General features: G+C 39.2%; 19 protein-coding genes and 1 riboswitch. Of the genes, 12 read left to right on the top strand and 7 right to left on the bottom strand.

Features of this window, described 5'->3' with window-relative positions; translation table 11 throughout:
- Positions 1–644: 644 nt before the first annotated feature.
- Complete coding sequence (hisS, locus tag P8O16_RS08550; protein WP_300313321.1) at positions 645–2,012, top strand: histidine--tRNA ligase; 1,368 nt, start codon at positions 645–647, stop codon at positions 2,010–2,012.
- Here the strand turns inward: hisS and P8O16_RS08545 are convergent.
- The gene (locus tag P8O16_RS08545) at positions 2,009–2,290 is read right to left on the bottom strand and encodes a hypothetical protein (RefSeq protein ID WP_300313318.1); all 282 of its coding nucleotides are present in this window, start codon (positions 2,288–2,290) and stop codon (positions 2,009–2,011) included. The genes hisS and P8O16_RS08545 overlap by 4 nt on opposite strands.
- 169 nt (positions 2,291–2,459) lie before the next feature.
- Between P8O16_RS08545 and P8O16_RS08540 the strand changes: the two genes are divergently transcribed.
- Complete coding sequence (locus P8O16_RS08540) at positions 2,460–2,795, top strand: YbaB/EbfC family nucleoid-associated protein (RefSeq protein ID WP_300313315.1); 336 nt, start codon at positions 2,460–2,462, stop codon at positions 2,793–2,795.
- Positions 2,792–3,790, top strand: coding sequence for a glycosyltransferase family 2 protein (locus tag P8O16_RS08535; RefSeq protein ID WP_300313312.1), 999 nt, complete (start codon positions 2,792–2,794; stop codon positions 3,788–3,790). Before P8O16_RS08540 ends, P8O16_RS08535 begins: the two co-directional genes overlap by 4 nt.
- Here the strand turns inward: P8O16_RS08535 and P8O16_RS08530 are convergent.
- Positions 3,787–4,005: a PspC family transcriptional regulator gene (locus P8O16_RS08530; protein WP_300313310.1), complete on the bottom strand. Its 219-nt coding sequence runs from the start codon at positions 4,003–4,005 to the stop codon at positions 3,787–3,789. The two genes, P8O16_RS08535 and P8O16_RS08530, sit on opposite strands and share 4 nt — an antisense overlap.
- A 139-nt stretch (positions 4,006–4,144) precedes the next feature.
- Here P8O16_RS08530 and P8O16_RS08525 point away from each other — a divergent pair, with 139 nt between their 5' ends.
- The 4 genes from P8O16_RS08525 (at position 4,145) to P8O16_RS08510 (ending at position 15,049) form a co-directional block, all read left to right on the top strand.
- Complete coding sequence (locus tag P8O16_RS08525) at positions 4,145–5,863, top strand: hypothetical protein (protein WP_300313308.1); 1,719 nt, start codon at positions 4,145–4,147, stop codon at positions 5,861–5,863.
- A gap of 475 nt (positions 5,864–6,338) precedes the next feature.
- Complete coding sequence (locus tag P8O16_RS08520) at positions 6,339–9,593, top strand: TonB-dependent receptor (RefSeq protein ID WP_300313305.1); 3,255 nt, start codon at positions 6,339–6,341, stop codon at positions 9,591–9,593.
- Between the two features lie 54 nt (positions 9,594–9,647).
- Positions 9,648–11,381, top strand: a complete 1,734-nt coding sequence (locus P8O16_RS08515) for a RagB/SusD family nutrient uptake outer membrane protein (protein ID WP_300313302.1) — start codon at positions 9,648–9,650, stop codon at positions 11,379–11,381.
- Between the two features lie 137 nt (positions 11,382–11,518).
- Positions 11,519–15,049, top strand: a complete 3,531-nt coding sequence (locus tag P8O16_RS08510; protein WP_300313300.1) for a VCBS repeat-containing protein — start codon at positions 11,519–11,521, stop codon at positions 15,047–15,049.
- On the opposite strand, the gene P8O16_RS08505 is transcribed toward P8O16_RS08510, so the two are convergent.
- Positions 15,050–15,811: a creatininase family protein gene (locus tag P8O16_RS08505; RefSeq protein ID WP_300313297.1), complete on the bottom strand. Its 762-nt coding sequence runs from the start codon at positions 15,809–15,811 to the stop codon at positions 15,050–15,052. It abuts the gene before it with no gap.
- Between the two features lie 87 nt (positions 15,812–15,898).
- Between P8O16_RS08505 and P8O16_RS08500 the strand changes: the two genes are divergently transcribed.
- The 4 genes from P8O16_RS08500 to P8O16_RS08485 all read left to right on the top strand — a co-directional run bounded on the left by P8O16_RS08500 (position 15,899) and on the right by P8O16_RS08485 (position 19,853).
- The gene (locus P8O16_RS08500) at positions 15,899–16,888 is read left to right on the top strand and encodes a N(4)-(beta-N-acetylglucosaminyl)-L-asparaginase (RefSeq protein WP_300313294.1); all 990 of its coding nucleotides are present in this window, start codon (positions 15,899–15,901) and stop codon (positions 16,886–16,888) included.
- Positions 16,885–17,628 (top strand): copper homeostasis protein CutC, encoded by a 744-nt coding sequence (locus P8O16_RS08495; protein WP_300313292.1) that lies wholly within the window; start codon positions 16,885–16,887, stop codon positions 17,626–17,628. The genes P8O16_RS08500 and P8O16_RS08495 overlap by 4 nt, the downstream gene beginning before the upstream one ends.
- Positions 17,625–19,163, top strand: a complete 1,539-nt coding sequence (locus tag P8O16_RS08490; protein ID WP_300313289.1) for a VCBS repeat-containing protein — start codon at positions 17,625–17,627, stop codon at positions 19,161–19,163. Before P8O16_RS08495 ends, P8O16_RS08490 begins: the two co-directional genes overlap by 4 nt.
- Positions 19,164–19,391: 228 nt before the next feature.
- On the top strand, positions 19,392–19,853 hold the full coding sequence (locus P8O16_RS08485; protein ID WP_300313286.1) for a CBS domain-containing protein: 462 nt from the start codon (positions 19,392–19,394) through the stop codon (positions 19,851–19,853).
- A 24-nt stretch (positions 19,854–19,877) separates the two neighbouring features.
- Here the strand turns inward: P8O16_RS08485 and P8O16_RS08480 are convergent, their stop codons facing one another.
- The 4 genes from P8O16_RS08480 to P8O16_RS08465 form a co-directional block, all read right to left on the bottom strand.
- Positions 19,878–21,053, bottom strand: coding sequence for an aminotransferase class I/II-fold pyridoxal phosphate-dependent enzyme (locus P8O16_RS08480; protein ID WP_300313283.1), 1,176 nt, complete (start codon positions 21,051–21,053; stop codon positions 19,878–19,880).
- Positions 21,054–21,145: 92 nt separating this feature from the next.
- Positions 21,146–21,248: riboswitch (SAM riboswitch) on the bottom strand.
- 60 nt (positions 21,249–21,308) lie between these two features.
- Positions 21,309–21,869 carry an aminoacyl-tRNA hydrolase gene (pth, locus tag P8O16_RS08475; protein ID WP_300313280.1) on the bottom strand — a complete coding sequence of 187 codons (561 nt, stop codon included), beginning with the start codon at positions 21,867–21,869 and terminating at the stop codon, positions 21,309–21,311.
- Positions 21,870–21,946: 77 nt separating this feature from the next.
- Entirely contained in the window at positions 21,947–22,528 is a 582-nt protein-coding gene (locus P8O16_RS08470; protein WP_075349580.1) for a 50S ribosomal protein L25/general stress protein Ctc, read from the bottom strand.
- Between the two features lie 27 nt (positions 22,529–22,555).
- Positions 22,556–23,482, bottom strand: coding sequence for a ribose-phosphate pyrophosphokinase (locus P8O16_RS08465; protein WP_300313276.1), 927 nt, complete (start codon positions 23,480–23,482; stop codon positions 22,556–22,558).
- Between the two features lie 302 nt (positions 23,483–23,784).
- On the opposite strand from P8O16_RS08465, the gene P8O16_RS08460 reads away from it, so the two are divergent.
- On the top strand, positions 23,785–26,502 hold the full coding sequence (locus P8O16_RS08460) for a M14 metallopeptidase family protein (RefSeq protein ID WP_300313273.1): 2,718 nt from the start codon (positions 23,785–23,787) through the stop codon (positions 26,500–26,502).
- Positions 26,503–26,561 lie beyond the last annotated feature (59 nt).

The following is a 26,561-nucleotide window of genomic DNA, read 5'->3' as shown; positions in this document are numbered from 1 at the left end:
GGAAGAACTATTATCCCAAAAATCGTACTCTTGTAAATCAATTACAGGATTAACGAAAACTGTAAACCTATAACAGTATATAATTATTAATCTGTAAACTTTTTTTAGGACGAGTCAAAGAGGCTGATTGGTCTCCTGCGCAGGATTTACCCTTAGAAAAGGAAGGTAAACGTGGGAGGATGGAAACGGATCTCTTCATTACAAAAAAAATTAAGAACTCCATTTAAATCATGGTAATATCATTGTAATCTATTTACCTCTGCTGAATCCAGCGAGTTTAAAAGGGTTAAAAATAAAAAAGACGACCAATTAGTCGTCTTTAAAAAGATATCAGGGAAAGATTACTTTCCGAAAGATTTTTTAAGCTCTTCAACGTCCACGTTTTTAATTACTGGCATAGAACATAATTGCTTGATCTTAATAACACGTGTGGTCTGACTTTGTCTTTTTCTTTTTAGTTTTCTCTTAAGCGTAGTAACTGCCATGGTCGTATGTTTTTAATGAGTTGTTTCGAAACGAATCGCAAAAGTAAGGAAACATTTCTTTTTTGCCTAAGATAAATGTGGAATAAATTACTTCTGTTTTGCCATTTGATCCTGTGTTTCCCTTTTTTTGAATAAATTTGAAAGCTAATCACCAATAAAATATCAATGCAAAAGCCAAGTCTTCCAAAAGGAACCCGTGATTTTGGGCCAATCCAAATGGCAAGAAGAAATTATATCCTGGATCAAATTCGCTCTACCTTTCAGCTTTTTGGCTATAATCAGATCGAAACTCCCGCAATGGAAAATCTCAGTACCCTGACCGGTAAGTATGGAGACGAAGGAGATCAGTTACTTTTTAAGATTTTAAATAGTGGAGATTATTTAAAAAACGTAAATGCTGCGGACTTGGAAAAAGGAGCGGCTGCTACACTTTCCAAAGTTTCTGAAAAGGGACTTCGGTATGATTTGACTGTTCCATTTGCTCGATTCGTCGTGATGAATCGAAATGATCTTACATTTCCTTTTAAGCGTTTTCAGATTCAACCTGTATGGAGAGCAGATCGTCCACAAAAAGGGCGATACAGAGAATTTTACCAATGTGATGCCGATGTAGTTGGGACAGATAGTTTGGTTTGCGAAGCTGAGATTATTTTGATGATCCGAGAAGTGTTTGCAAAGCTGAAATTGACAGATTACAGCATTAAATTAAATAACAGAAAGATTCTAACCGGAATCTCCGAAGCGATTGACGCAGCAGGTAAAGAAGGCCCGCTTTGTGTGGCCATCGATAAATTAGATAAGATAGGCTGGGAAAAGGTACAGGAAGAATTACTCTCCAGAGATTTTTCAAGTAATTCACTCGAAAAATTGGAGCCATTAATCAACCTTTCAGAAGACTTTGCAGGGAAAATCCAATTTCTGAAAAAATTCCTTTCGGGAAGTGAAGTTGGCCTTCAAGGGATAGCTGAGCTAGAGGAGCTTGCCGCTACTTTAATTGGAATGGGAGAGAATCTGGATTTTGTTGATTTTGATGTGATGCTGGCTAGAGGTTTGTCCTATTACACCGGGGCGATTTTTGAGGTGAAAGTGAATAATGCTTCAATCGGATCTGTAAGTGGTGGAGGTAGGTATGATAATCTAACTGGAGTGTTTGGTTTGTCCGGGGTATCTGGAGTTGGTTTTTCTTTTGGGGTGGATCGTTTATATGATGTGCTGGAGGAGTTGAATCTATTTCCCGAAGAAAGCCTTCAAACGTCAAAAATCTTACTCTGTCATTTTGACGAAAAGGGATTTGCCTATGGTCTTTCACTCGTGCAGCGATTCAGAAAAGCAGGAATCAAGGCAGAGCTTTATCCTGATTTGGCTAAAGTGAAGAAACAATTTGAGTTTGCCACGAAGAAGGGGATTCCTTTCGTGGGAATCTGCGGAGATAATGAAATAAGTGAAAACCTAATTTCAATTAAAAACCTTGAAACTGGGAATCAAGAAAGTATGACCTTAGAAACTGCTTTTGCAAAGTTGAGCTAGTCAACTTTATGAATTGCATTTACAGGAATTACCATTCCGCCTTTGAGCGAGATAAAATCATTTCCAACGGCCCAGATGGTGGTTTCAACTTGTAGGATTCTACTATCTGCGGTTTCGAAGATAAGTTTTACTTTAGATTGGAGGAGGTTTCCCAAAGTTTGGGCTCGTTGCAGGTCAGCAAAGCGTCTTCCCTGATCGTCGGGAGTTAAAAGAACTTCCTTCTTTGAAAATTGAAAATTTGAAATTTGTTCTTTGTCGATGATTTCTAGCGTTTTCATAGGTTGATTAGTTAGTATTTTGTGATACTTATAATCGTCTGAAAATGTTACAGAAAATTACCTTATGGATCATATAAACGATCTTTATCGGTAAATAATTTTGACATTTTAATATTTAAAAAAATAAAATTCTGAATTGATTCTATAATTTGAATTTAAATAAAAAAACATGTTTGATATAATGGGAATGATGGGCAAAGTAAAAGAGGCCCAAGCCAAAATGAAAGAAGCTCAGTCCAAGTTGCATCTGCTTACGGCAACAGGGGAGTCAGGTGCAGGAATGGTCAAAGTGACTGTCAATGGGGAGCGTAAAGTATTGACGATTGATATGGATGAGAGTCTTTTGTCCCCCAAAGACAAAGAAATGTTAAGTGATTTGATCGTGGCTGCTACAAATATTGCGATGCAATCCATTGATCAGAAGATCAAAACCGAGATGAAAGCCGCAACAGAAGGAATGCTGCCGAATATCCCGGGGATGGACCTAGGCAGCATGTTTGGATGAAATCTTGCGCCATTGTCATATTGAATTATAACGGTGAAGAGACCATGGCTACCTTCTTGCCATCGGTTATTGAGAATAGTTCAAATGATATTTGGGTAATTGATAATAATAGTACAGATGAATCTTTGGTTTTTTTGAAAGAAAACTACCCTCAGATTTTGTTGCTTCAATCTCCTGAGAACTTTGGTTTTGCAGGAGGTTACAATTGGGGTTTGGATCAGCTAAAAGGAAAATATAAATACTATATTTTATTAAACTCTGATGTAGAAGTCACTAAATCCTGGGATAAAGGGCTGATTGAAAATCTAGAGTTGAATCCAGATTTTTCGGCATTTCAGCCCAAGATTTTGTCATGGAAAAATAAGAGTCTTTTTGATTATGCAGGTGCTGGTGGAGGATTTTTGGATTCCTTTGGTTATCCATTTTGCAGGGGGAGAATCTGGGATTCAATCGAGTCGGATTTCGGTCAATACGATGATGATATCCAAGTGGACTGGTCATCCGGAGCTTGTATGATCATAAGAGCAGAAGTCTTTCACCATTTAGGGGGATTTGATTCCGATTTCTTTGCCCACATGGAGGAGATAGATCTTTGTTGGAGGATGCGAAAGTCTGGCTGGAAGATTGGATATTCTGGTAAAATCGCTGTATATCATCTAGGAGGAGCGACTCTTGATCGTGGAAGTCCCAAGAAACTTTACCTCAATATCAGGAATAGCCTAAGTATGATTTACAAGAATGTGAACGGGCGAAATTTCACTTTTATATATATAGTGAAGTTTTTACTCGAAAATCTTGCAGCTTGGAGCTATTTGCTAAAAGGACAAAAAACTTTAGCTCAGGCTATTTGGAAAGGGTATTCAGATTTTAAGGCAAAAAAGGAAAAGATTTTAAAAACAGAGTCATTGGAAAATGAAATCCCAAGTAAAAGCCCAGTTCGATTTATATTTTGGAACTGGAAAATTTTAGGTAAAAAATCATTTCAAGAGCTTTAATCAAAAAGAATTGGATTATTTTTTTTTCTAAAATAAGTTCTGATTTTCATCATCATTGCCATAGAAACATACAGTATCACTGGTGAGCCCATGGTGATGAAAGAAGCATAAATAAAAAATAAACGAATACTGTCTATCGGGAAATTAAGTTTTTCACCGAGCTTGGAACAAACCCCAAATGCGCGCTCTTCAAAGAATAATCTTAACTTTTCCATGGTTTCAAAAGGCTTCATAACTTTAAATTTATTGAAAAAGATAGGAATAAAAGCAAAACTAATGCAGAATCAACAAGTTAACACACAAATATTCAGTCTCTTTTGTTTGTGTTTCCTGTTTAGCTGCAGTTCAATAATAGTGCCTGAAAGTAATTTTTTGGAAGATGCTAAGGTAACTCCTTCAAATCTTGAATACCTGCGTGATTCAATCCGATTTGAAGTGGAAGGTAAAATTCTTATCGAATCCGTGATGATCCCTCGCGATCCGATTGTCCGCTTGGAATTGAGATCGCCAGAAAAAAAACTTGCTTTGGGAGAGCTTGAGCTTCAAAAAGCATTTGATGCCTATCGATTCAAAAAAGCATTTACCATTCCCTATGAGCAATGGATGGATGCCAGTTTATTGGAACTTCAATTCAATCAGGGTGAAAAAAATCTACCTGAGCCAGATGAGCGGAAGATTTTGGCAAGAGGAATCATTACAACTCCCTTAATGGCAAAAGTAGGGAAGGTCTATCCCAATGAACCAATTCCTGATGTGGGCTTATACATTCCTACAGGCGTGGCAGCAATTGATATGAGCCGATCCAGAGTTTTTGAGGTTTTATACAAATCGGGATCATCAAAGTTGGAATTAACCCCATCTAATGTTGAGGTAATTGAAAATCTAAAAACTTTTGTCACCGAAAATCCTTCAATCATTAGCTTGAGAATAACCGGGATACAATCTCCGGAAACGAGCGAAGGGAAAAATAGTAGATTGGGAAGAGACCGTGCAGATAACCTTTACCAATATTTGGCTGAGTCCGGATTGATGATGCGTGATAGTTTGACTGAGGTGAAATCAAGGTGGAATGATTGGTTCGATTTTCGATTGCTACTTAGAGATTATTCTAAAATCTCCACTCAACGAAAGGATGAGTACTATTCGGTATTATTAAGTGGAGCAGAATTTCTGGATCAAGCGGAACAATTGAAAAAGATTTCCGGATTTTCTACTGTTTCAAGAGATCTTTATCCAAGACTCCGTGCAGCGAAAATTGAAATAGAGGCAAAACCGCTTCCGGGATTGGATCAGAAACAAGCCATGGAGCTCAGAGAAATCTTAGACGAGAATAAGGTAGGAAAGTCACTAGACCTTGGTGAGTGGTCGATCGCCGGAGAATTTTCCCCCAGATTACAAGACAAGGAGGCCATTTATAGTAAGATGACAGAGCTTTTTCGATCTGCATTACCTTATAATAACCTGGCTGTGGTGAAAATGAGAATGGCCCAGCGCACACTTGATCCGGAAATCAAATCCAAATTATGGGAGGAGGCGAAGGGACTTTTAAGTCAAGCATCCCGATTGGAGACCAGTCCTTATGTTTTGCATAATCAAGCTCAAATCATGATTTTAGAGGGTGATTATTGGGATGCCTACAAGAAACTCTCAGATGCCTCAATACTTACCAAAAATGAAGACTTTTTGAAAATGAATGAAAGTCTGAGAGGAGCTTTGGATATAATACGAGGAGATTACAAATTAGCGACGCTTCGATTTGACTATCCTTATACTCAGGCTAAAGATTATTTCAACAAGGGACTAGCTTATTTTTTAGCAAAGGATTATGCCAATGCAACACTTTCATTTGAAGAATCGGTGATTGCTGATCGTGACTACGGCTATGGTTATTACGGTCTTGCGATGGTTGCTTCAAAAAATGGGCAGAAAGAAGTAGCCATTATTCAGTTAAAGAAAGCAATAGATACCAACGAGTTAATTTACCAAAGGGCATTGATTGACCCTGTTTTTGAGGAAATTAGAAGCGAACAAGCGTTTTTTGATATTTTCCGACAAAATATTTTTCAGAATTGAATTACAAATTTTTACCTGTCAAATATGTTTTTGAACTTTTCATGTTAAAATGCTGAAATGATAGCTGTTATCTTTTTGTTAATTCTTTTTTTCCTTTAACTTCATCTTGATAAAAGTGCTTTTTCAATGCTTTCTTTCACAAATTAAGATGAAAAGCCAAATATTATTTATGGTTTAAAATTTGAAATTTGTTTAAGAATCTTTAACATTGGAGATTAAGTATGAGACAAAAACCCAAAATATTTGCCAATGACCTATTAGCTAGTAATTACTACATCCCGCCCCGCATTCCAATAGATGCTCTCAAACCTATTGGTATTTCTTTAAGTCGGTTTTCAAATAACCAAGGTATAGTCGCAATAGAGCTCTGAATTACAGACAATTATCTATTGCAATTATTTTGAGCGATATCGCAAACGATTGCATTAACAATTAAAGACAAGTTTTTAAATTATTCTTGTTACCCAATCTATCTATGTTTATGAAAAATCTTTACAAAAGTCTAGGTGCATTCTTAATGCTCCTGATGCTATCCAGTGCTACGGCCTTCGCACAGAAGACTGTAACTGGAACAGTGCTTGACGAGTACGATGTAGGACTTCCAGGGGTATCAGTCCTCGTGAAAGGAACAACTACAGGTACCGCAACTGATATCGATGGAAAGTTTTCCATCAATATCCCAAATGACCAAGCTGTACTTGTTTTCTCTTTTATTGGTTACACCAAAGTGGAGCAAGTGGTAGGATCCAGAAGTGTTGTGGATCTTAAAATGAAGCCAGATGAGCAGACGCTTACTGAGCTTGTTGTTACTGGTTATACCATTGACAGCAGAAGAGAGACTACTGGTGCGATTGCAACGGTGGATCCAAAGGACCTTACAGTAATTCCAACAGGTAACGTAGAGCAGACCCTTCAAGGTCGAGTTTCAGGTGTTACAGTTATTACAAACGGTCAGCCAGGTACCTCATCTATCGTCCGAGTACGTGGATTTGGTGCTTTTGGTGGAAATGAGCCTCTATATGTTGTGGATGGAGTTCCTGTGGGAAATACAGATTTCATCAATCCTGATGACATTGAGTCTACTACAGTATTGAAAGATGCTGCTGCGGCTTCAATCTACGGAGCAAGAGCTGCCAATGGCGTTATTATTTATACTACCAAGAAAGGTAGAAGAGGTGATCAAAAATTACGAGTGGATTACAATGGTATGTTTGGTGTCACTACTCCTGGTCAAGGCCTTGATATGATGAATCCGCAGGATTTTGCAGATTACACTTGGTTGGCTGAGACAAATCAAGCTAGAATTGATGGAAGAGCTCCAGCCTATGGACATCCTCAGTTTGGCTCTGGAACATCTCCAGTTCTTCCATATTACATCAATGTGGGTGGAGTAGCAGGTGTGGCTGGTCCATTCTCAGCAGACAGAATTGAGCAAGAGCGTGCATTATATAACACAGATCCATCAAAAGGTCCAATTTATCAGCTTGTTAGAGCTGCTACTGGAGAAGGAACAGATTGGTATGATGCTTTGACAAGAAATGCTCCATTGAATAGGCATTCAATTGGATTGAATGGCGGTTCTGAGACAAGCAGATTCTATATAGGTTTAGGTTATCAGGATCAGGCAGGTATCATGATCGTAAATAATTTCAAAAGAATCACTTTCAGAGCAAACTCCGAATTTGATGTAACAAACAAATTACGAATTGGTGAAAACTTCCAGGCTACTTACCGTCAGGTTTTGGGTCAGCAAGGTGGTACAGGTGGTAGAGGAGTTTCGGACGATGAAAATGACATTCTACAGGCCTTCCGTATGCCATCCATTATCCCGGTTTATGACGAGTTTGGCGGATATGGAGGTACTGCGGCAAGAGGTTTTAATAACCCTCGAAACCCTGTTGCAAACAGAGATGGTTTAAGAGATAATAGAGGATACTCTTCTAGTGCATTTGGTAATGTTTATGCCGAGTATGATATCTTGGATAATTTGACTTTCAGAACTGCTTTGGGTATCGATTATTCAAGTAACTACTTCTGGGGATATTCCAGATTGCAATATGAGAACTCAGAAAACAACTCTGCATTCGGATACAATGAAGGATCAGGATTTAACTTTGGCTGGACATTCACAAACACTGTTTCTTGGAAGGAAACTTTCGATAAGCATGCGTTTGATGTGATCTTAGGTCAAGAAGCATTGAATACAGGTGCTGGTAGATTTATGAGTGCTTCTGGTCAGAATCCATTCTCTAGAGACCCTGACTTTATCAATATCTCTAACTTACCAGTTTCTACAAGACAAGTTAACTCTGGACTTTACAGAGGTGTGAACTTCAACTCTTACTTCGGTCGTGTTAATTATACCTACAACGATAAATACTTGTTTAGTGGAGTTGTAAGAAGAGACGGTTCTTCAAGATTTGGATCTAATAATCGTTACGGTGTATTCCCTGCTTTCTCTGCAGCTTGGAGAATTTCTTCTGAAGGATTCCTTTCTGGTGCTACTTGGATTGATGATTTAAAAATCCGAGGTGGATGGGGACAAATGGGTAACTCGAACAACGTGGATCCAAACAACCAGTTCTCTCTATTTGGTGGTAACATAGGAGCTTCTTCGTATGATATTACTGGGTCTAACTCTTCTGCTGTAATTGGTTTTAGAAGAACTAGAATTGGTAACCCAAATGCACAGTGGGAGACTGCTGTAACTACCAATATTGGTTTTGATGGTACTTTCTTTAATGGACGTTTGGATGTGATTTTTGACTGGTGGAAAAAAGATACTAAAGACTTGTTGTTTACAGTTCCAATTCCTTTGACTGCTGGTAGTAATGCTTCTCCCCCAGCTGTAAATATTGGGCAAATGCTTAACAGAGGTTTAGACCTATTGGTTAGTACAAGAGGCAACTTATCAAGTGAGTTTACTTATGATTTGACAGTGACAGGATCGGTGTTGAAAAATGAGATTGTTTCATTGGCCCCTGGATTAGAAATTATTACTTCTGTCAATCCTGCATACCGAGGTATTAGACCAATAAGGAATTCAGTTGGACAACCTCTTTCAACTTTCTTCGGTTACAACACACTTGGTTTATTTAGAAATGCTGAAGATGTATCAAGTCATGCTACTCAAGATGGAGCTGCACCAGGTAGATTTAAATTTGAAGATGTTAATAAGGATGGAGTAATTACTCCTGATGACAGAATCAATTTGGGTAATCCAATTCCTGACTTTACTGGTGGTGTAAACTTCACAGTAGGGTATAAAGGATTTGACCTTTCTGCTTACTTATACACTTCTATTGGAAACGAAGTTTGGAACCAGTCTAAGTGGTTTACAGATTTCTTCCAGACGTTTGAAGGAGCAGCTATTTCAGAGCGTTTAAAAAATGCTTGGACTCCTGAGAATTTGGATGCTACCATTCCAGTTGTGGAGAAAACTTCAAACTTCTCAACTTCTAACGTAGAAAATTCATTTTATGTGGAAGATGGATCTTACTTGAGATTGCAGAACGTGACTTTAGGTTACACGCTTCCTGCAACTTTGTTGGAAAGATGGAGACTGGAGAGATTGAGAGTTTTTGCATCTGCAAACAACCTCTTTACTATCACAGGTTATGAGGGACTTGATCCTGCGGTAGGTGGTGACGCTGACTTATCTTTTGGTATTGACGTAGGTAACTATCCAGTTACTAGAGGCTATACTTTTGGTCTGAATCTCAGCTTCTAAGCTTAAACATTTATAAAGAAATCGAGTTATAGAAACTATAATAGATTAAAACAGATGAACAATTTTAAATTAAAAATCGGAGCGTTACTGTCATCAGGATTGATGATGGTAGCAGTGAGTTGTAGCGATGATTTCCTTGATGTTGCGCCGACAGGTTTGTTGGCAGAGGCTCAGTTGACTTCGCTAGCGGGTATTGATGCTTCCTTGATTGCGGCCTATTCACAAGTAAACGGTCGAGGAAACAGATTGGGGTCTCCTTCAAACTGGGTTTGGGGTAGTATTAGAGGGGGTGAAGCTAATAAGGGTACTGACCCTGGAGATTTTACTACAATCAACCCTATTCAGAGATTTGAGATCAATTCTGCTTCTGGAGACGTAGGGTCCAAATGGAATGTGGCTTACGAAGGGATTGCACGTGCTAATAACGTGTTGAGACTTTTGGCTAATCCAGGGCCAGATGTAACCCCAACAGATGTTACAAGAATATCTGCGCAGGCAAGATTCTTAAGAGCACATTATTACTTTGAGTTGAAGCGTGACTATGGTAATACGCCATATGTTGATGAGACTTTGGATTATGGTAGTGGCTTGGAGGAAGTTAGTAATAATGTAGACCTTTGGCCTTTGATTGAGGCAGATATGAAGTTTGCAGCAGATAATCTCCCACCTACTCAGCCTCAGGTTGGTCGTGTAAATTCTTGGGCAGCTAAAGCATACCTTGCTAAAATTTACATGTATCAGAATAAATTCGGAGAAGCGAAAACTCTATTTACAGATGTAATCAATAATGGTGTAACTAGCAATAACTTAAAGTATGACCTAGTTCCTTATTATGATGACGCATTTAGAGGAGCCAACGATAACCATGAGGAATCTGTTTGGGCTTATCAGGCAGCTGCCGGTACTGGTGCTGTACAAAATGCCAATCCAGAGTTTGACTTGAACTTCCCTTACAATACTGGTCCTTCTGGCCCAGGTAACTGTTGTGGATTCTTCCAACCAAGCTTTTCATTTGTGAATGCTTTTAGAACAAATGCTGCTGGTCTTCCATTGTTGGATAAGTCTTATAATGATCCTGCAAATAGAGTGAAAAGTGATATGGGTATTCAAACTGCTGATCCTTTCACTCCTGATACAGGGAACTTGGATCCAAGAGTTGATCATACAACTGGAAGAAGAGGTATTCCTTACCTAGGTTGGCAGGATTTCCCAGGCGCTGCTTGGATCAGAAATCAACCAAACGGTGGACCATATTCTCCAAAGAAGTATGTTTATGCGAGATCTGAAGCAGGTACTTTCCAGGATAACTCTTCTTGGACTCCTGGATACACTGGTATTAACTTCATGATTATCAGATTTGCTGATGTGTTATTGATGGCTGCCGAGGCAGAAATCGAGACTGGTGGATTAGAGACTGCAAGAGGTTATGTAAACCGTGTTAGAGAAAGAGCAATGAACTCCAAGTTAATGCGTGAAGATGGTACTATGGCTGCTAATTATGTAATAGGTACGTATGACTCTCCATGGACTGATGCTGCTACAGCAAGAACTGCTGTGAGAATGGAAAGAATGCTTGAATTAGGTATGGAAGGTCACAGATTCTATGATCTAGTGAGATGGAATACTGTTCAAGAAGAGCTTGATTTCTACTTTGCACTTGATGGTGTTCAATTGGCTGCTGCTCTTGGTGGCGCTAAGTTTACTGAAAAGTATAAGCTAGTTCCAATACCTCAAGATCAAATTGACTTGGTAGGATCAGACATTTTGATTCAGAACCCAGGTTTCTAATCTTTAGTATTAGAAGTAGTAATTAAAGGAAGGCTGAAAAGCCTTCCTTTTTTTATGACAATCAAGTGCTTATTTTTTCCACCTTTGCCTCAAAAGTGGTAATTTCAAAGTTCCCAAGCACCCAAATTGATTAATCTATGAAGTTTTCTAAATCTAGCCTTTTGGCTGCGTTCCTAGTTGTTTTCTTGTTTTCCTGTAATCAAGAATCCAAGTTATTTAAACTGAAAACCCAAAAGGAAACTGGTGTTGATTTTTCAAATCAAATCACAGAATCTGATTCATTTAATATTCTTACCGACGAATATATTTTTAATGGTGGGGGCTTGGCAGTTGCCGATTTTGATCAGAATGGTCTTCCAGACTTGTTTTTTACAGGTAACCAGGTCCCAAATAAACTTTACCTCAATCAGGGTGATTTTAAATTCAAGGATATTTCGACAAGCTCTGGGATAGAGGCAAAAGATCGATGGAGTACAGGGACAACTGCAGTCGATATCAATGGAGATGGATGGATGGATATTTATGTGGCAGCCGCAATGAAGACTGGGAATGGTGAACGGAATAATCTTTTATTTGTCAACCAAGGGAAAGATGCTGCGGGTAATATTTCATTCTTAGAACAAGCAAAACAATATGGAATTGCAGATTCAGGTAATGGAATGGGAGCCTCTTTTCTAGATTACGATCTTGATGGAGACTTAGACCTATACGTCCTCAATAATGAGCAGAGCAAAGTAACCCCATCCAATTACCGTGAGAAAATAGTGGATGGATCTGCAATTAACAATGATAAATTCTACAGAAATAATGGTGATGGAACTTTCACAGACGTCACAATTGAAGCTGGAATCACAATTGAAGGCTTTGGACTTGGGTTGGTCGTTTCGGATTTAAACAATGATGGATGGCCTGATATCCACGTCAGCAATGATTATGTGACCAATGATATTCTTTATATAAACAATCAAGATGGTACTTTTTCCAATCGTTCTAAGGAATTTTTGAGGCATCAAAGCCAGTTTTCCATGGGTTCAGATATTTCTGATTTTAATAATGATGCACTACCTGACTTGATTACAATAGATATGTTAGGGGAGGATAATTTCAGAAAGAAAACTACCATTGGAAAAAACTCCTACCAAGTCTATATCAGTAACGAACAGTGGGGCTATGAATACCAGTATGTCAGGAATATGCTTCAGATTAACAATGGAGCAGGCGTTCCTTTTAGTGAAATCGGAATGCTGGCAGGTATATATCAGACAGATTGGAGTTGGGCACCACTTTTTGGAGATGTTGACAATGATGGATTGCGAGATTTATTAATTACCAATGGATTTCCCAGAGATATTACTGATAAGGATTTTGCAAACTATCGGGCAGATGTAGGCGGCGTAGCCAGTATCCGTCAGTTGTTGGATTCAATTCCAATTGTCAAAATCCCAAATTATTCATATCGAAACAATGGGGATTTGACTTTCAAAGATTCGGGTGAAGAATGGGGATTGAATATTCCTTCCTTTTCAAATGGCGCCGCCTATGTGGATTTGGATCAGGATGGAGATTTAGATTATATAGTTAATAATATCAACGATCCGGCTTTCATTTTCGAAAACACCTTAAATGATTCTAAAGAAAAACCAAATTACCTTCGGATTAAACTCCAAGGTAAAGCATCGAACCCCAGTGGACTAGGAGCAAAAGTTTCCCTGAAATTGAGTGATGGTTCAATTCGTTATCAAGAGCAGCAAATCGTTCGTGGATACATGTCTTCAATTGAGGATATCTTACATTTTGGGCTGGGTGATTTCTCTAATGTATCTACGGTCGAAGTAATTTGGCCTGATGGGAAGATTTCAACACTTTCAAATGTTGAAGCAAATCAAGTCTTACAAGTCAATTATGCTGATGCAAAACAAGGAAAATTTTCTGTTGCAATTCTTGAGTCTGCTGAAGTAAATCCTTTATACAATGAGGTTTCTAATGAACTTGGGATCAATTTCATTCATGAGGAAGCCGATAAAGTGGATTTCAATATTCAGCGAACTATTCCACATAAATTAAGTCAGTATGGCCCTTCTCTTACCGTTGGTGATGTGAATGGCGATCAATTAGAGGATTTTATTGTTGGTTCATCGGCTGGGTTTTCTCCAAAATTATTCATTCAAAAAGCAGATGGTACTTTCACTGAGAAAGAGTTGATTCCTGGTGAAAATTCAAATTTTGAGGAGATGGGAATGCTTCTTTTCGATTTGGAAAATGACGGAGATCTTGACCTATACCTCGTAAGCGGAAGTAGTGAGTTTGTCCCTGACTCGGACGAATACTTGGATAGATTATACTTGAACGACGGTATGGGAAATTTCACTTTGAATAAAAATTTCTCAGCTGCAAAAGCAAGTGGTACGACTGTAAGAGGAGCAGATTTTGATGGAGATGGTTTTATTGATCTTTTTGTTGGTGGTAGAACACCGATTGCGAAATACCCAATAGCCGATAAAAGCTTTCTTTTCAGAAATAATCAAGGAATCCTTCAGGATGTTACCGATCAGTTAGCTCCTGAGCTTAGAAATATAGGAATGGTGACAGACGCCACTTGGTCTGATGTGGATTTAGATGGGAAAGTAGATTTAGTAGTCGTTGGCGAATTGATGGCAATCACCATATTCAAGAACGATGGGGCTAAATTTCACAAGATTTCTAATACTGGTTTGGAGAATCATCTGGGATGGTGGAATTCGATTGCCTCTGGAGATTTTGACCAAGATGGAGATACGGATTTCATTGTAGGTAATCTAGGTGAAAACAATCCTCATCATCCTACAATGGAACAACCTGTTAAAATTTATGCAAAAGATTTCGATGGAAATGGAAGTATGGACCCTGTCACTTTTGCTTACTATAAAGACAGATCAGGTGTTTACAATTCTTATCCGAGCCATTTCTGGGATGATTTGTATGGGCAAAGCATTCTTTTCCGAAGGAAATATGAGCGGTATAAATCCTTTGCCTTGAGTACTGAGAATGATCTATTCACTCCTGAAGAAAAGGAAGGAGCAGTTATTTTGACTGGTAATTATGATAAATCAGCATTTATTAAAAATAATGGTAATGGTACTTTTGAAGTACATAGATTGCCAACTGCTGCTCAAATAGCTCCGGTGAATGGGGTTTTGACTGAGGATGTAAATGGGGATGGCTATTTGGATGTGCTTTTGGTAGGAAATGACTTTGGAAATGAAATCTTCACAGGAAGATTGGATGCATTGGTAGGGCTTGTCCTTTTAGGAGATGGAGCTGGAGACTTCACGCCTGTTAAACCAAACGAAAGCGGATTCATTGTTCCGGGAGATGCCAAAGCATTGGTGAAACTAAGCTCCGCACAAGGGTCCTCTCTGTTGATCGCTTCCCAGAATAGAAATTCACTCCTTGTATTTAAGAAAGAGGAAAAAGACTCAGGTATGCGAACACTTACGCCTCCTATAAATACAATGGCAGTAATAGTCGAACTTGGAAATGGGAACAAACAGCGATACGAAACCTCTTTAGGTGCAGGCTTTCTTTCTCAATCATCAAGAGAGATTTCCCTCCCAAAAAATTTGAAATCAATTACATTTATTAATTACAAAGGAGAAATCACTCTGTTGGATTTAAATTCTTTGGATTAATTATACATAGATTTCTCCGGGTTTTGCTGCGCAAATATCCAAAATAAGATCCGCGACTTTGTCAGTTACATCTTCAAAATAAAGCCTTCCTTTTTCTGGGGAGGCTTTTTTTGGATTACCGATTCCAGTGTCAGCGCTGACTTCAGACCATTTTCGTTCAGCCCAGGCCCATTTTTCCCGAACCCCCTTGATTATGGATTTTTTCTCATCTCCCATTCCGGCTTGGTCTAGTGGAAGTACAAGTTCAGGGTGAAGGTGCATTATCAATGCCGTTTCCATTTCATCGGCATGATCACCGGATTCTTCGAAGTACTTTGATTTGTCTAAAGCCTGAAACCAATTACAAGTGAATAGTAGCATATCTGGAAATTTTAATCCCAATTCTCTGAGCATGGTTTTAAAATCATTTCCTCCATGGCTATTGATAATCAAAAACTTTTTTATCCCTTGCCGATCTAAAACAGTCAAAATATCCTGAAGGATGAGTAGCTGTGTACTTGGGTTTAAATTGATGTCAAGATAAATGTCCGATTGTCCTGTATTTACCCCAAATGGAATAGTAGGCATAATGGTTACATTTGCTCCTTTTTCCCAGGCTTTCTTCCCGGAAATCTCAGCCACAGCATCTGCTTCATAAACATCCGTACCATAAGGCATATGGTAATTATGGGCCTCAGTGGCTCCCCATGGTAAAACTGCTAATTCGAAACGATGAGTCTGGAGATCCTTCCAGTTTGATTCTTTGAGTAGATAGGGTTTCATTTGATGAATTTTAAATGATTTGGATGAAAAATAGGCCGATTTAGAGGCATTTTTAATAATTTGAGAATCGATTCTAAAATACGTCTTATGTCCCAAAGAAGAAAGTTTATAAAGCAATCCCTGATTGGAACTGCTCTTTTTATTCCAAGTATTTCCACAGCTTGTGCTGCTGATGAAAAGCAAAAGTCCAGCGAGTCAGGTGAGATTCCGCTAATTCTTTCTACATGGAATCATGGGCTACCTGCAAATCAGGCTGCGATGGATAGTCTTACTGCCGGAGGCACCATTTTGGATGCAGTAGAGGCAGGGGTTCGGGATACTGAATTGGATATGGATAATCTTTCGGTCGGGCTTCAGGGGCTTCCTGACCGTGAAGGAATCACAACCCTTGATGCATCGATAATGACTGGTGATGGAAATTGTGGTTCAGTGGCTTTCGTTAGACAAATAAAGCATCCAATCTCTCTTGCAAGAAGAGTGATGGAAAAAACACCACATGTTATGCTTGCTGGAGAGGGCGCTAGGCAATTTGCGATAGCTGAGGGCTTTTCTTTGGAAAAAGAGGAACTTAGCCCTAAAGCGGCAATTGAATACGAAAAATGGAAAAAAACCAGCCAATACAAGCCAATTATCAATATTGAAAATCACGATACTATAGGAATGATTGGAATAGATGCTAATGGGAATATGGCTGGGAGCTGTACCACGAGTGGTCTGGCTTACAAAATGCATGGTAGAGTAGGGGACAGTCCAATAATAGGGGCAGGTCTTTATGTAGATAATGAAGTGGGGGCCGCTACTGCCACTGGTTTAGGCGAAACAATTATCAAGATTTGTGGTAGCTTTCTGATTGTAGAATTAATGCGTCAGGGGAGAACTCCCCAAGAAGCTTGTGAAGAAGCAGTGAGAAGATTGATTTCAAAAAATAAAAATATCAACGATATCCAAGCCGGATTTCTTGCGATCAACAAAGAAGGTGTCACTGGAGCATTCGCGGTTCATCCTGGATTTAATTTCGCGAAAGCAACTCAAAGCGGAAATGTATTAATTGATTCAAACTCTCACTTTAAACCATGAGTAAGATCATTCTAGAAACACCAGTTTATAGTTTGGAGGCTTGTATGCAAGCGGCAGATTTCGGGATAGATCGACTGGAACTTTGCTCTAATTTTCCTGAGGGGGGAGTGACCCCAAGCGCCGGAATGCTCAAGATTCTTAAGTCGGAAATTGATCTTCCGGTTTTTGTAATGATCCGTCCACGAGGTGGGGATTTTGCATATTCTCAGAAAGAATTGATGGTAATGAAGCGTGATATCGAGATTCTTGGAGAGTTAGGGGCTGATGGATTTGTCTTTGGTGTTTTAGACTTTCAGGGAAAAGTGAATTTTGATGCCTGTGAATCGTTGATTCGCTCCGCAAGCGGAAAGCCCTGTACTTTTCACCGTGCTTTTGATGCTTCATCAGATTACTTTGATTCTTTGGAGAAAATCATTGCCTGTAAATTTCAACGGATCTTGAGTTCGGGTGGAAAAAATACAGTAGAAGAAGGGCTTTCTTTATTGAAAGAACTGATGGAAGTAGCTAAAGATCGAATTACAATAATGCCAGGTGGAGGCACCAAGCCAGCGCATGTCACCGAACTCAACAAGACTGGTTTTCTCAAGGAAATTCATGCCTCTTGCAAGACTTGGCGACCTTCAAAAAATCAATTTATCAATCCAGATTTGTCATTTTCGGATGATCCCAAATTTTTTTCCCATCATTTAGAAATAGATCAAGAGGTAGTCAATCAATTTTTGGAGGTATTAGATCAATGAAGATTAGAATCTTAATTGGAGTTGTTGTTTCAATAATTTTTGCAGCATGTAATCCCATTTCGGAGCGAAAACAACCGCCTCCGACTTTGGAACAGCTTGCGAGCATCGACTTAAAATTGAATGGGGAGCAATTGGCAAATGCTTATTGTGGAAGTTGCCATCTAAAACCTGAGCCTTCAGTTTTAGATAAGAAGACATGGTCCGAAAATGTACTTCCTGATATGCGGAAAAGGATGGGACTTTATTTAGAGTCCGATTTTGGCACTATACTTCCTGAGGATGCTGAGGTCCCCGCAGGTATTTATTCCAAAGCGCAATTGATTCAAAGGGATGACTGGCAAAAAATCCTTGATTATTACCTTGAAAATGCTCCGGATAGTCCCTTGCCACAGGCAAAAAAGGAAAATCCAAGAGTTGGGATTCCTGGGTTTGAGGTCATTCAGCCAAATTATGCTTTCATCTATCCCAACCTGACTACGATGGTAAGAATCCATCCTGAAACAGGGGATTTATGGTTGGGTAATCGCTTTCGAAAGGTGTTTGTACTGGATTCGAAAAACAACTTCCAACGGAAAGATTCAATTGAGACCGATATAGCCCCAGTGGAAATTGAATGGCTTGAAGGAGGTGAGTTTGAATTGTTGACAATGGGCTTAATGGATCCTTCCAATGACTCTATTGGTTCGCTCTCTCTTTTTTCAAAAGAAGGCAAAGCGTGGAAAAGTCGGGAAATTCTGGATAGCTTGATGCGACCGGTTCATCAGCTTAAAGCGGATTTGGATGGAGATGGTAAAAAAGAATATGTCACCGCGCAATTCGGAAATCATCTTGGAAAACTGGCCTTGCATTTTGGCAATGGGGAAGAACGTATTTTAAATGCTCAGCCAGGTGCAAGAAGATCAATTGCTAAAGATTTAGATCAGGATGGGGATTTGGATTTGTTGGTTCAAATGACTCAATCTAACGAAGGGATTTTGTCGCTGATTAATGATGGAAAAGGGAATTTTTCTTCAAAATTTGTATTAAGATTTCAGCCGGCCTTTGGTTCAAGTGACTTTCGGTTTGAAGATATGAATGGGGATGGGTTTAAGGATTTGATATTAGTGAATGGAGATAATGCAGATCAATCTCAAATTCTTAAAAACTACCATGGGGTCCGAGTTTATCTGAATAATGGAGAAAATGAATTTGAGGAATCGTGGTTTTATCCAATGTACGGAGCAAGTGGTTTGGAAGTCGAAGATTTCGATGGAGATGGTGATCTTGATATTTTTGCCTTGGCATTTTTTCCGGATTCGAGCCAAAAACCTTCTCAGGATTTAATTTATTTCAGGCAGGAATCTCCTAATAAATTCACGCCTTTTGTATTGGCTGAAAAGTTCGATTCACATTGGTTGACTATTACAAAAGGAGACGTTGACTTAGATGGAGATGCTGATGTGGTGGTGGGCACATTTGGGTTTGATGATTTATATAAAAAACCCTCAAAAAATTGGAAGCCCTTCATCCTCATAAAGAATACCTCCGTTAAATAGGCTTGCCCGATTATAGCCTCTGTTGATTTATGGAGAAAGTTTGTTTTTCGATATCCGAGTTATTGAGTAGAATTATAATTGAAAATCACAAAGTTTTTTCAAAATAATAAATTGAATAGATTGCTATATCCGGTTTATTATTTTGAATTATTAGTTTTTTAAAACTCTTATTTGCTATTACCCTATTTTTTCAGTAAGTTATTTTTCGCTCAATAAATTATTTTAGTCATGGTAAAAAGTTTTCAAGGGGTTCGAGTGGTAGAACCAAAAAAGGCTCCGATTCAAAACATCACTGTTAGAGATCATATGTCTACCAAATTAATTACTTTCAAAGAGGATGATACTATTGATCAGGTAATGGAGGCCTTGACAAAGAAGAAAATCTCTGGTGCGCCCGTTGTTGATCATTCTGGTGCCTTGGTAGGAATTATTTCAGAGGTAGATTGTCTTCGGGAGATCATCAAGGGAAAATATTCGAATACGCCCAAATTTCCCACAAAAGTGAGCGAGCATATGACCAAGGACGTAATTACACTTTCACCTGATCTTTCACTTTTTGATGCTGCACAAAAATTTCTTGAACTGAGAATAAGGAGATTTCCTGTCCTAAAAGATGGGAAATTGGTGGGGCAAATTAGCTTGAGTGATGTGATTCGAGCCTTTCCTAAACTAAACCAAACGACTTGGTAGAAAGAAAGCCCGAAAGGGCTTTTCTTATTTTGACTGATCTAATGCTTGTGAAACGTCGGAGATAATGTCTTCAAAATGCTCCAATCCTACGGATAACCTAATCAATCCATTAGTGATGCCAACCCGCTGGCGTTCCTCCTCACTCAGTTTGCTGTGAGTGGTCGAAGCAGGATGAGTCACTATACTTCTGCTATCGCCAAGGTTAGCAGTTACAGAGATCATATTAAGCTTATCAATGAATCGCTGAGCTCGCTCTAATCCTCCTTTCAGATCCAAAGTAATGATTCCTCCTCCTTGACTCATTTGCTTTTTGGCTAATTCGTACTGCGGATGAGATTTCAGAAAGGGATATTTTACAAAATTGATTTCTTTATTTTCATCGAAATACTCGGCAACTTTTAAGGCATTGGAACAATGTCTATCCATTCGAACACCAAGGGTTTCCATACTCTTTGAAAGAATCCAGGCATTGAATGGTGAGATTGCAGGCCCAGTGTGCCGAGTGAAAAATTGGACTTCTTTGATTAAATCAGCCCTTCCGAGTATCAATCCACCCAAAACTCTTCCTTGTCCATCAATGTATTTTGTGGCGCTGTGAGTCACAATGTCAGCACCCCATTTGGCTGGTTGCTGCAAATAGGGGGTGGCGAAACAATTGTCCACCACTAAAATCAAATTATGTGCTTTGGAAAATTTGCCTGCCCATTCCAAGTCAATTATCTCCAGTCCAGGATTAGAAGGTGTTTCAATAAAAAGCATTTTGGTGTTTGGTTGAACCAGTTTTTCCCAATTCTCAAAATCGGAAATATCACCATAAGTCGAAGTAATTCCCCATTTGGGAAATACTCTGGTAAGGAGCTGATGTGTAGAGCCGAAAAGTGACCTAGCGGCCAAAATATGATCCCCTTGCTGAAGTAGTGAAGCAATACTTCCAAACATCGCAGCCATACCAGATGCAGTGGCAATACCATCATCAGTTCCTTCGGCTGAACAGACTTTCTGTATCAAATCACTTGAATTTGGATTCGCATATCTGGAATAAATATTCCCCTCAATTTCATCCGCAAAAGTTGCTCTTGCTTCCTCTGCTGAATCAAACGTAAAACTTGAAGTCAAATAAAGCGGGGCGCTGTGCTCCTTTTGGTTAGACTTAGAAGGGGAAATTCGGATAGAATTTGTTTCGAAATGTGTACTCATCATGGTGTAGGTTTAAAATAGACTTTCCAGAAAGATTCTAAGAAATCTTACCCAATGAGAATCAAGAATAAAAAATGGGATTAAAGATGTAAGCCAATTTATCATTCCCGGATCGGGTAGGATTTGGCACCTTTTCGAAAAAACGAATGGTTGCCAGAGGGTCATAGAGCCTAATCTCTCGCCTCTTCTTTATAAATCAGTTTCCTGAAGTGGGTACAAATAAATGCCGAATAACTGGAAATCCAAAATTTGGATCAATCAATCGTTGAATTGATTCATAGTTCGCTCAATCCCAATGGTACAAAAGGCTAATATCATTTCAATGGCTTTGTCCATCATGGCAGGCAGAGCATCAAACTCGTTTTGGGTAAATCTGCCCAAAACAAAGTCTACTTGCCTCCCTTTAGGGAAATCATCTCCAATTCCCATTCGGAGACGGGGATAATTCTGTCCCCCGGTAAGTTCTTCAATATTTTTTAGTCCATTATGACCAGCTGCACTTCCTTTAGGTTTCATTCTTAGCTTTTCGAAAGGGATAGCTACATCATCAACCACCACTAGAATATTTTCTTTCGGGATTTGAAGGGTTTTCATCCAATAGTTTACCGCCTTTCCACTCAGATTCATGTAGGTCGTGGGCTTGATAAGATGAATAGTTCGGCCTTTATGTTTGAATTCAGTTTTGAAGGCAAGACGATCGCTAGTCCAAGTACATGATTCTTTATCAGCCAATCTATCTATAGTCAAAAACCCAATATTGTGCCTTGTGAGCTCATACTCAGGACCAATATTTCCCAATCCTATAATTAAGTATTTCATTTTTCGATTCTAAAATGCCATGAAAATAAAAAATCCTGCCTAAAAGGGCAGGATTTAGAATTAATTTATAGAAAAGATTATGCTTCTTCGCCAACCTTCTTACCTCTAAGTGCTCTTGGAATTCCAATAGTCACGATAGAAACGTTTGGACTAGTCAAGATTTCAAAACCTTCTACAGATAGATCTTCAACTTTGAAAGATTTACCCAAGTCGAGCGAAGAAATATTCACTTCAACGAAATCAGGAAGCGAATTTGCAAGGCCCTTAACTTTAAGAACTCTGGTTTTTAACTCCAACTTACCACCTTTGGCAATACCTGGGGAGTTTCCTACGATTTTAACAGGAATTTCAAATTTAATTGGCTTTTCTTCAGAATAAGCAACAAAATCAGCATGAAGGATCATTTCACTAACTGGGTGAAATTGTGCATCTTTCAAGATCGCTTTGATTATTTTTCCTTCGATGTTCAACTCAACTAAGTGAACTTCAGGAGTGTAAATTAAGTCTCTGAACAAAATGATCGGAGAGTAGAAATGAATCTGCTCTGGAATACCTGGTCCGTAAACGACGCAAGGAACATTGCCAGCTTCTCTTAGCTCAGTAAGACTTGCACTGTCGAGATTTGCTCTTTTAAACCCTATAACCTCTAGTGTTTTCATATATGTGTATTTTAAAATTGGTTCTCTTTAAATAAATAAGGAACTTATTGAAGTGTTTCCTGTCACGGCATGAGTGGCTTTTCCAAACAATTCAGCTACAGTCAGCGCTCTAATCTTTGAAGATGGATGTTTCATCGAAATGGTATCTGTGATAACTAGCTCTACCAATTTCGAATTTTCAATATTCTCGTAAGCCTTTCCAGAAAGGACTCCATGTGTAGCAATAGCTCTTACTGAAGTGGCTCCCTTCTCAATAAGGATTTCAGCAGCTTTGCAAAGCGTACCTGCAGTATCCACTAGATCATCGACGAGAATTACATCTTTTCCTTCTACATCACCAATAACTTGCATAGATGCAATTTCATTGGCTCTTTTTCTGTGCTTATCACAGACTACCATTTCTACCTCAAAATGCTTGGCATAGGCCCTTGCTCTGGCTACTCCTCCCACATCTGGAGCTGCGAAAATCATATTTTCTAACCTCAGTGAGTTCAAATAGGGCACAAAAATAGCTGATCCATTCAAATGATCCAAGGGTATGTCGAAAAAACCTTGAATTTGTCCTGCATGAAGGTCACATGTCATGATTCGATCTGCTCCTGCAGAAGTGAGCATATTTGCTATTAGCTTAGCAGCTATAGACACACGAGGCCTATCCTTTCGGTCTTGACGGGCATATCCGAAGTATGGGATCACTGCGCAAACTTTATAAGCACTTGCACGCTTAGCTGCATCAATCATGAGGCAAAGCTCTAACAGATTGTCGCTTGGAGGAGTTGTGCTTTGCACTAAGAAGACGGTACAGCCTCTAATAGATTCGTCAAAACTTGGAGACAATTCCCCATCGCTGAATTTAGAAAGGGTGAGCTCTCCCAACCTCTTCCCGTAACTTTTTGCGATTTTTTCTCCTAATTTTTGACTGTTTGTTCCGGCAAAGATTTTGACCTCGGACATAGCTGCGTAGTTTTTTTGAAAGAAATTTAGCTTGGTTAGACAAAAGTAACAATTCCTTTTTAGGAAGGCTAAATCCCAAGAAGACATTCAAAAGTTTCTTCCCTCTATTTTTTTTGCTCAGCCAGAAAACTTATCAAAATACTTAGAAAGTATCAGCGATATGTCAAATCATTTCCAGACTTCAATGCTTAAAATTCCCGATCCTGTAATTTTTTGACATAAAGAGGGAATACTTCCACATCCCTTTAGTTTTTCATGCTATTTTAGGAATTAGGTCCTATTTCGAACCAAATTATACCCTTATGAGAATACGTTTTACATTCTTTGTTCTGCTGTTTTTTTGCGTTGCAAATCTATCCGCGCAGAATATTCCAACCCCAAAATCCCATTTTGGATTTGATATTGGCGATGACTATATGCTTGCTAATTTTTCTCAATCTGAAGCTTATTTCAAAAAAGTAGCAGATGCAAGTGATCGGGTTCGCCTCAGCAGTATCGGAAAAACCGAATATGGTCGTGAGCAACCTATGATGATCGTAACGGCACCTTCAAACTTTGCAAAGCTTGATCGCTATAAAGAAATTTCCCAGAAACTAGCTCGAGCCGAAATGAGCCGCGAAGAAGCAGAGCAGCTGATTATTGAGGGAAAGCCAGTTGTCTGGATTGATGGGGGACTTCATGCGAGTGAAGTAGTTGGTCCGCATCAGCTTATTCAAACGCTTTATGAGTTGGCATCAAGGACTGATGCTGAGACGATGAGGATTTTGGATGAAGTGATCATTCTCTTGGTACATGCCAATCCTGACGGAATGGAAATCATGTCTGATTGGTATATGAGAAAAGAGGATCCTACTAAGCGAGACCAGAATATTCCGATACTGTATCAGAAATATGTGGGGCACGATAATAATCGAGACTTCTACATGAACAATATGAGCGAGGCAGAAAATATGTCTCGTCAGCAATATATTGAATGGATTCCACAGATTATTTACAATCATCACCAGTCTGGGCCTGCTGGAACTGTAGTCGCAGGACCTCCATATCGTGATCCATTCAACCATGTGTTTGATCCATTGATCATCACTAGTTTGGATGCTGTAGGTGCTTCAATGATTAATCGTCTACACCAGGAAGATCGTCCTGGCTATACAAGATTGGGTGGCTCAGTCTTTTCTACTTGGTGGAATGGTGGTTTAAGAACCACCCCTTATTATCACAACCAAATTGGAATCTTGACTGAGATTATTGGAAACCCGACTCCTTCAAGTGTCCCTCTAGTACCGGATAGATTAATCCCCAACAATGCAAATCCTTTCCCAATTACTCCAAGGGATTGGCATTTTAAAACATCGATAGACTACTCGGTTTCCTTGAATTATGCTATTTTAAATCATGCAGTAAGGAATGGAGATGATTTGCTCCGCAATATCTACATCATGGGGAGAAGATCTATCGAGCGAGGAAACACGGATACATGGACTATGTATCCAAAAAATTCTCAGGCAATTGAAGCTGCCTATGCCAAAGCTCAAAAGGCTCCAAAAGGGGATGATGAGGACGAAGCGTATTTCGGTTTCAGATCTGGAGTTCCTACACAGTTCTATGATTCAATCTATAAGGATCCTTCAAGAAGAGATCCAAGAGGATATATCCTTTCTGCAGATCAGCCAGATTTCCCTACGGCAATCAAATTCTTAAATGCATTGATTAAGTCTGGGATTCAAGTTCATCAGGCTACTAGTGATTTTACAGTTAATGGAAAATCATACCCTGCCAATTCCTACATCGTCAAAACATCACAAGCTTTTCGGCCTCACGTGATTGATATGTTTGAGCCGCAAGATCATCCAAACGACTTCCTGTATCCTGGAGGCCCTCCAATTCGGCCATATGATGCTGCTGGTTGGACCTTAGCTTTTCAAATGGGTTCAGATATCGACAGAATCTATGAGGATTTTTCAGGCCCTTTCAAGGCTCTGCCATATGGTGAGCTTCAGACTCCTCCGTCTAAATCGCTCGCTAGTGGGTCTGGATATCTTTTGGATGCAAGAAATAACAACAGTTTCATGGCTGTAAATGATTTATTAAAAGCAAAGGTGAAAGTATATCGGACTACAACAGCGTCTAATGGGATGCCAGTTGGTTCATTTTATGTATCAGGAGGAAAAGATCTTTTGAATAAAGCGGCATCTGATTATGGGGTTTATCCAGAGCCAGTAGCAGCAATGCCAAAAGGTGCCAAAGAGATTAAGCCTTCAAGAATTGCCCTTTATGACTATTATGGAGGTTCGATGCCATCTGGATGGGTACGCTGGATGATGGAGCAGTTTCATTTTGATTACCAGCTTCTTTTCGCCAAAGAGATCAATGAAGGGGGTTTGAATGATAAATATGATGTCATACTGTTCATTGGTCCTGGTATTCCAGGTCCGAATCAGGGGCGCTATGGAAGATCACTTCCTAAGCCTGAAGAGGTAGATTCCAAATATCACCATATGCTGGCAAGTTTTACCAAAGCAGAGTCAGTACCACAGTTGAAATCCTTTTTGGAAAAAGGCGGAGAAATTATCACTGTAGGTTCAGCCACAGATTTAGCGTTCCATTTAGGTTTGCCGGTAAATGACGCATTGGTGGAATTAAACGATAAGGGTGTAAGCAGACCTTTGAGCGGTGAGAAATATTATATCCCAGGATCTGTGCTGGAAATGCATGTCGATAATTCGGTTCCGATAAACTACGGTATGGGCGATAAAGCTTATATCATGTTCAATCGAAGTCCAGTATTCACCCTTTCGCCAAATGCAGCCAATCAGGGAGTGAAACCAATTGCCTGGTTTGGTGAAGAAGCACCATTGAAAAGTGGATGGGCTTGGGGGCAATCCTATTTAAAAAATGGGGTGACTGCATTTGAAGCAGAAATAGGAAAAGGTAAATTCTATGCTTTTGGACCAGAAATCACGTTCAGAGCGCAATCTCATGGTACATTTAAGATGTTATTCAACGGATTGTACAAGTAATTCTAAAACCTTATAAAACAAGAAAAGCTATCATAATTGATAGCTTTTCTTGTTTATAA

The sequence above is a fragment of the Algoriphagus sp. genome (genome assembly GCF_029254265.1).
In the GTDB taxonomy this organism is placed as follows: Bacteria; Bacteroidota; Bacteroidia; order Cytophagales; family Cyclobacteriaceae; genus Algoriphagus.
Note: the sequence above shows the minus strand (reverse complement) of the source record. Positions and strands in the feature narration are given on the sequence as shown.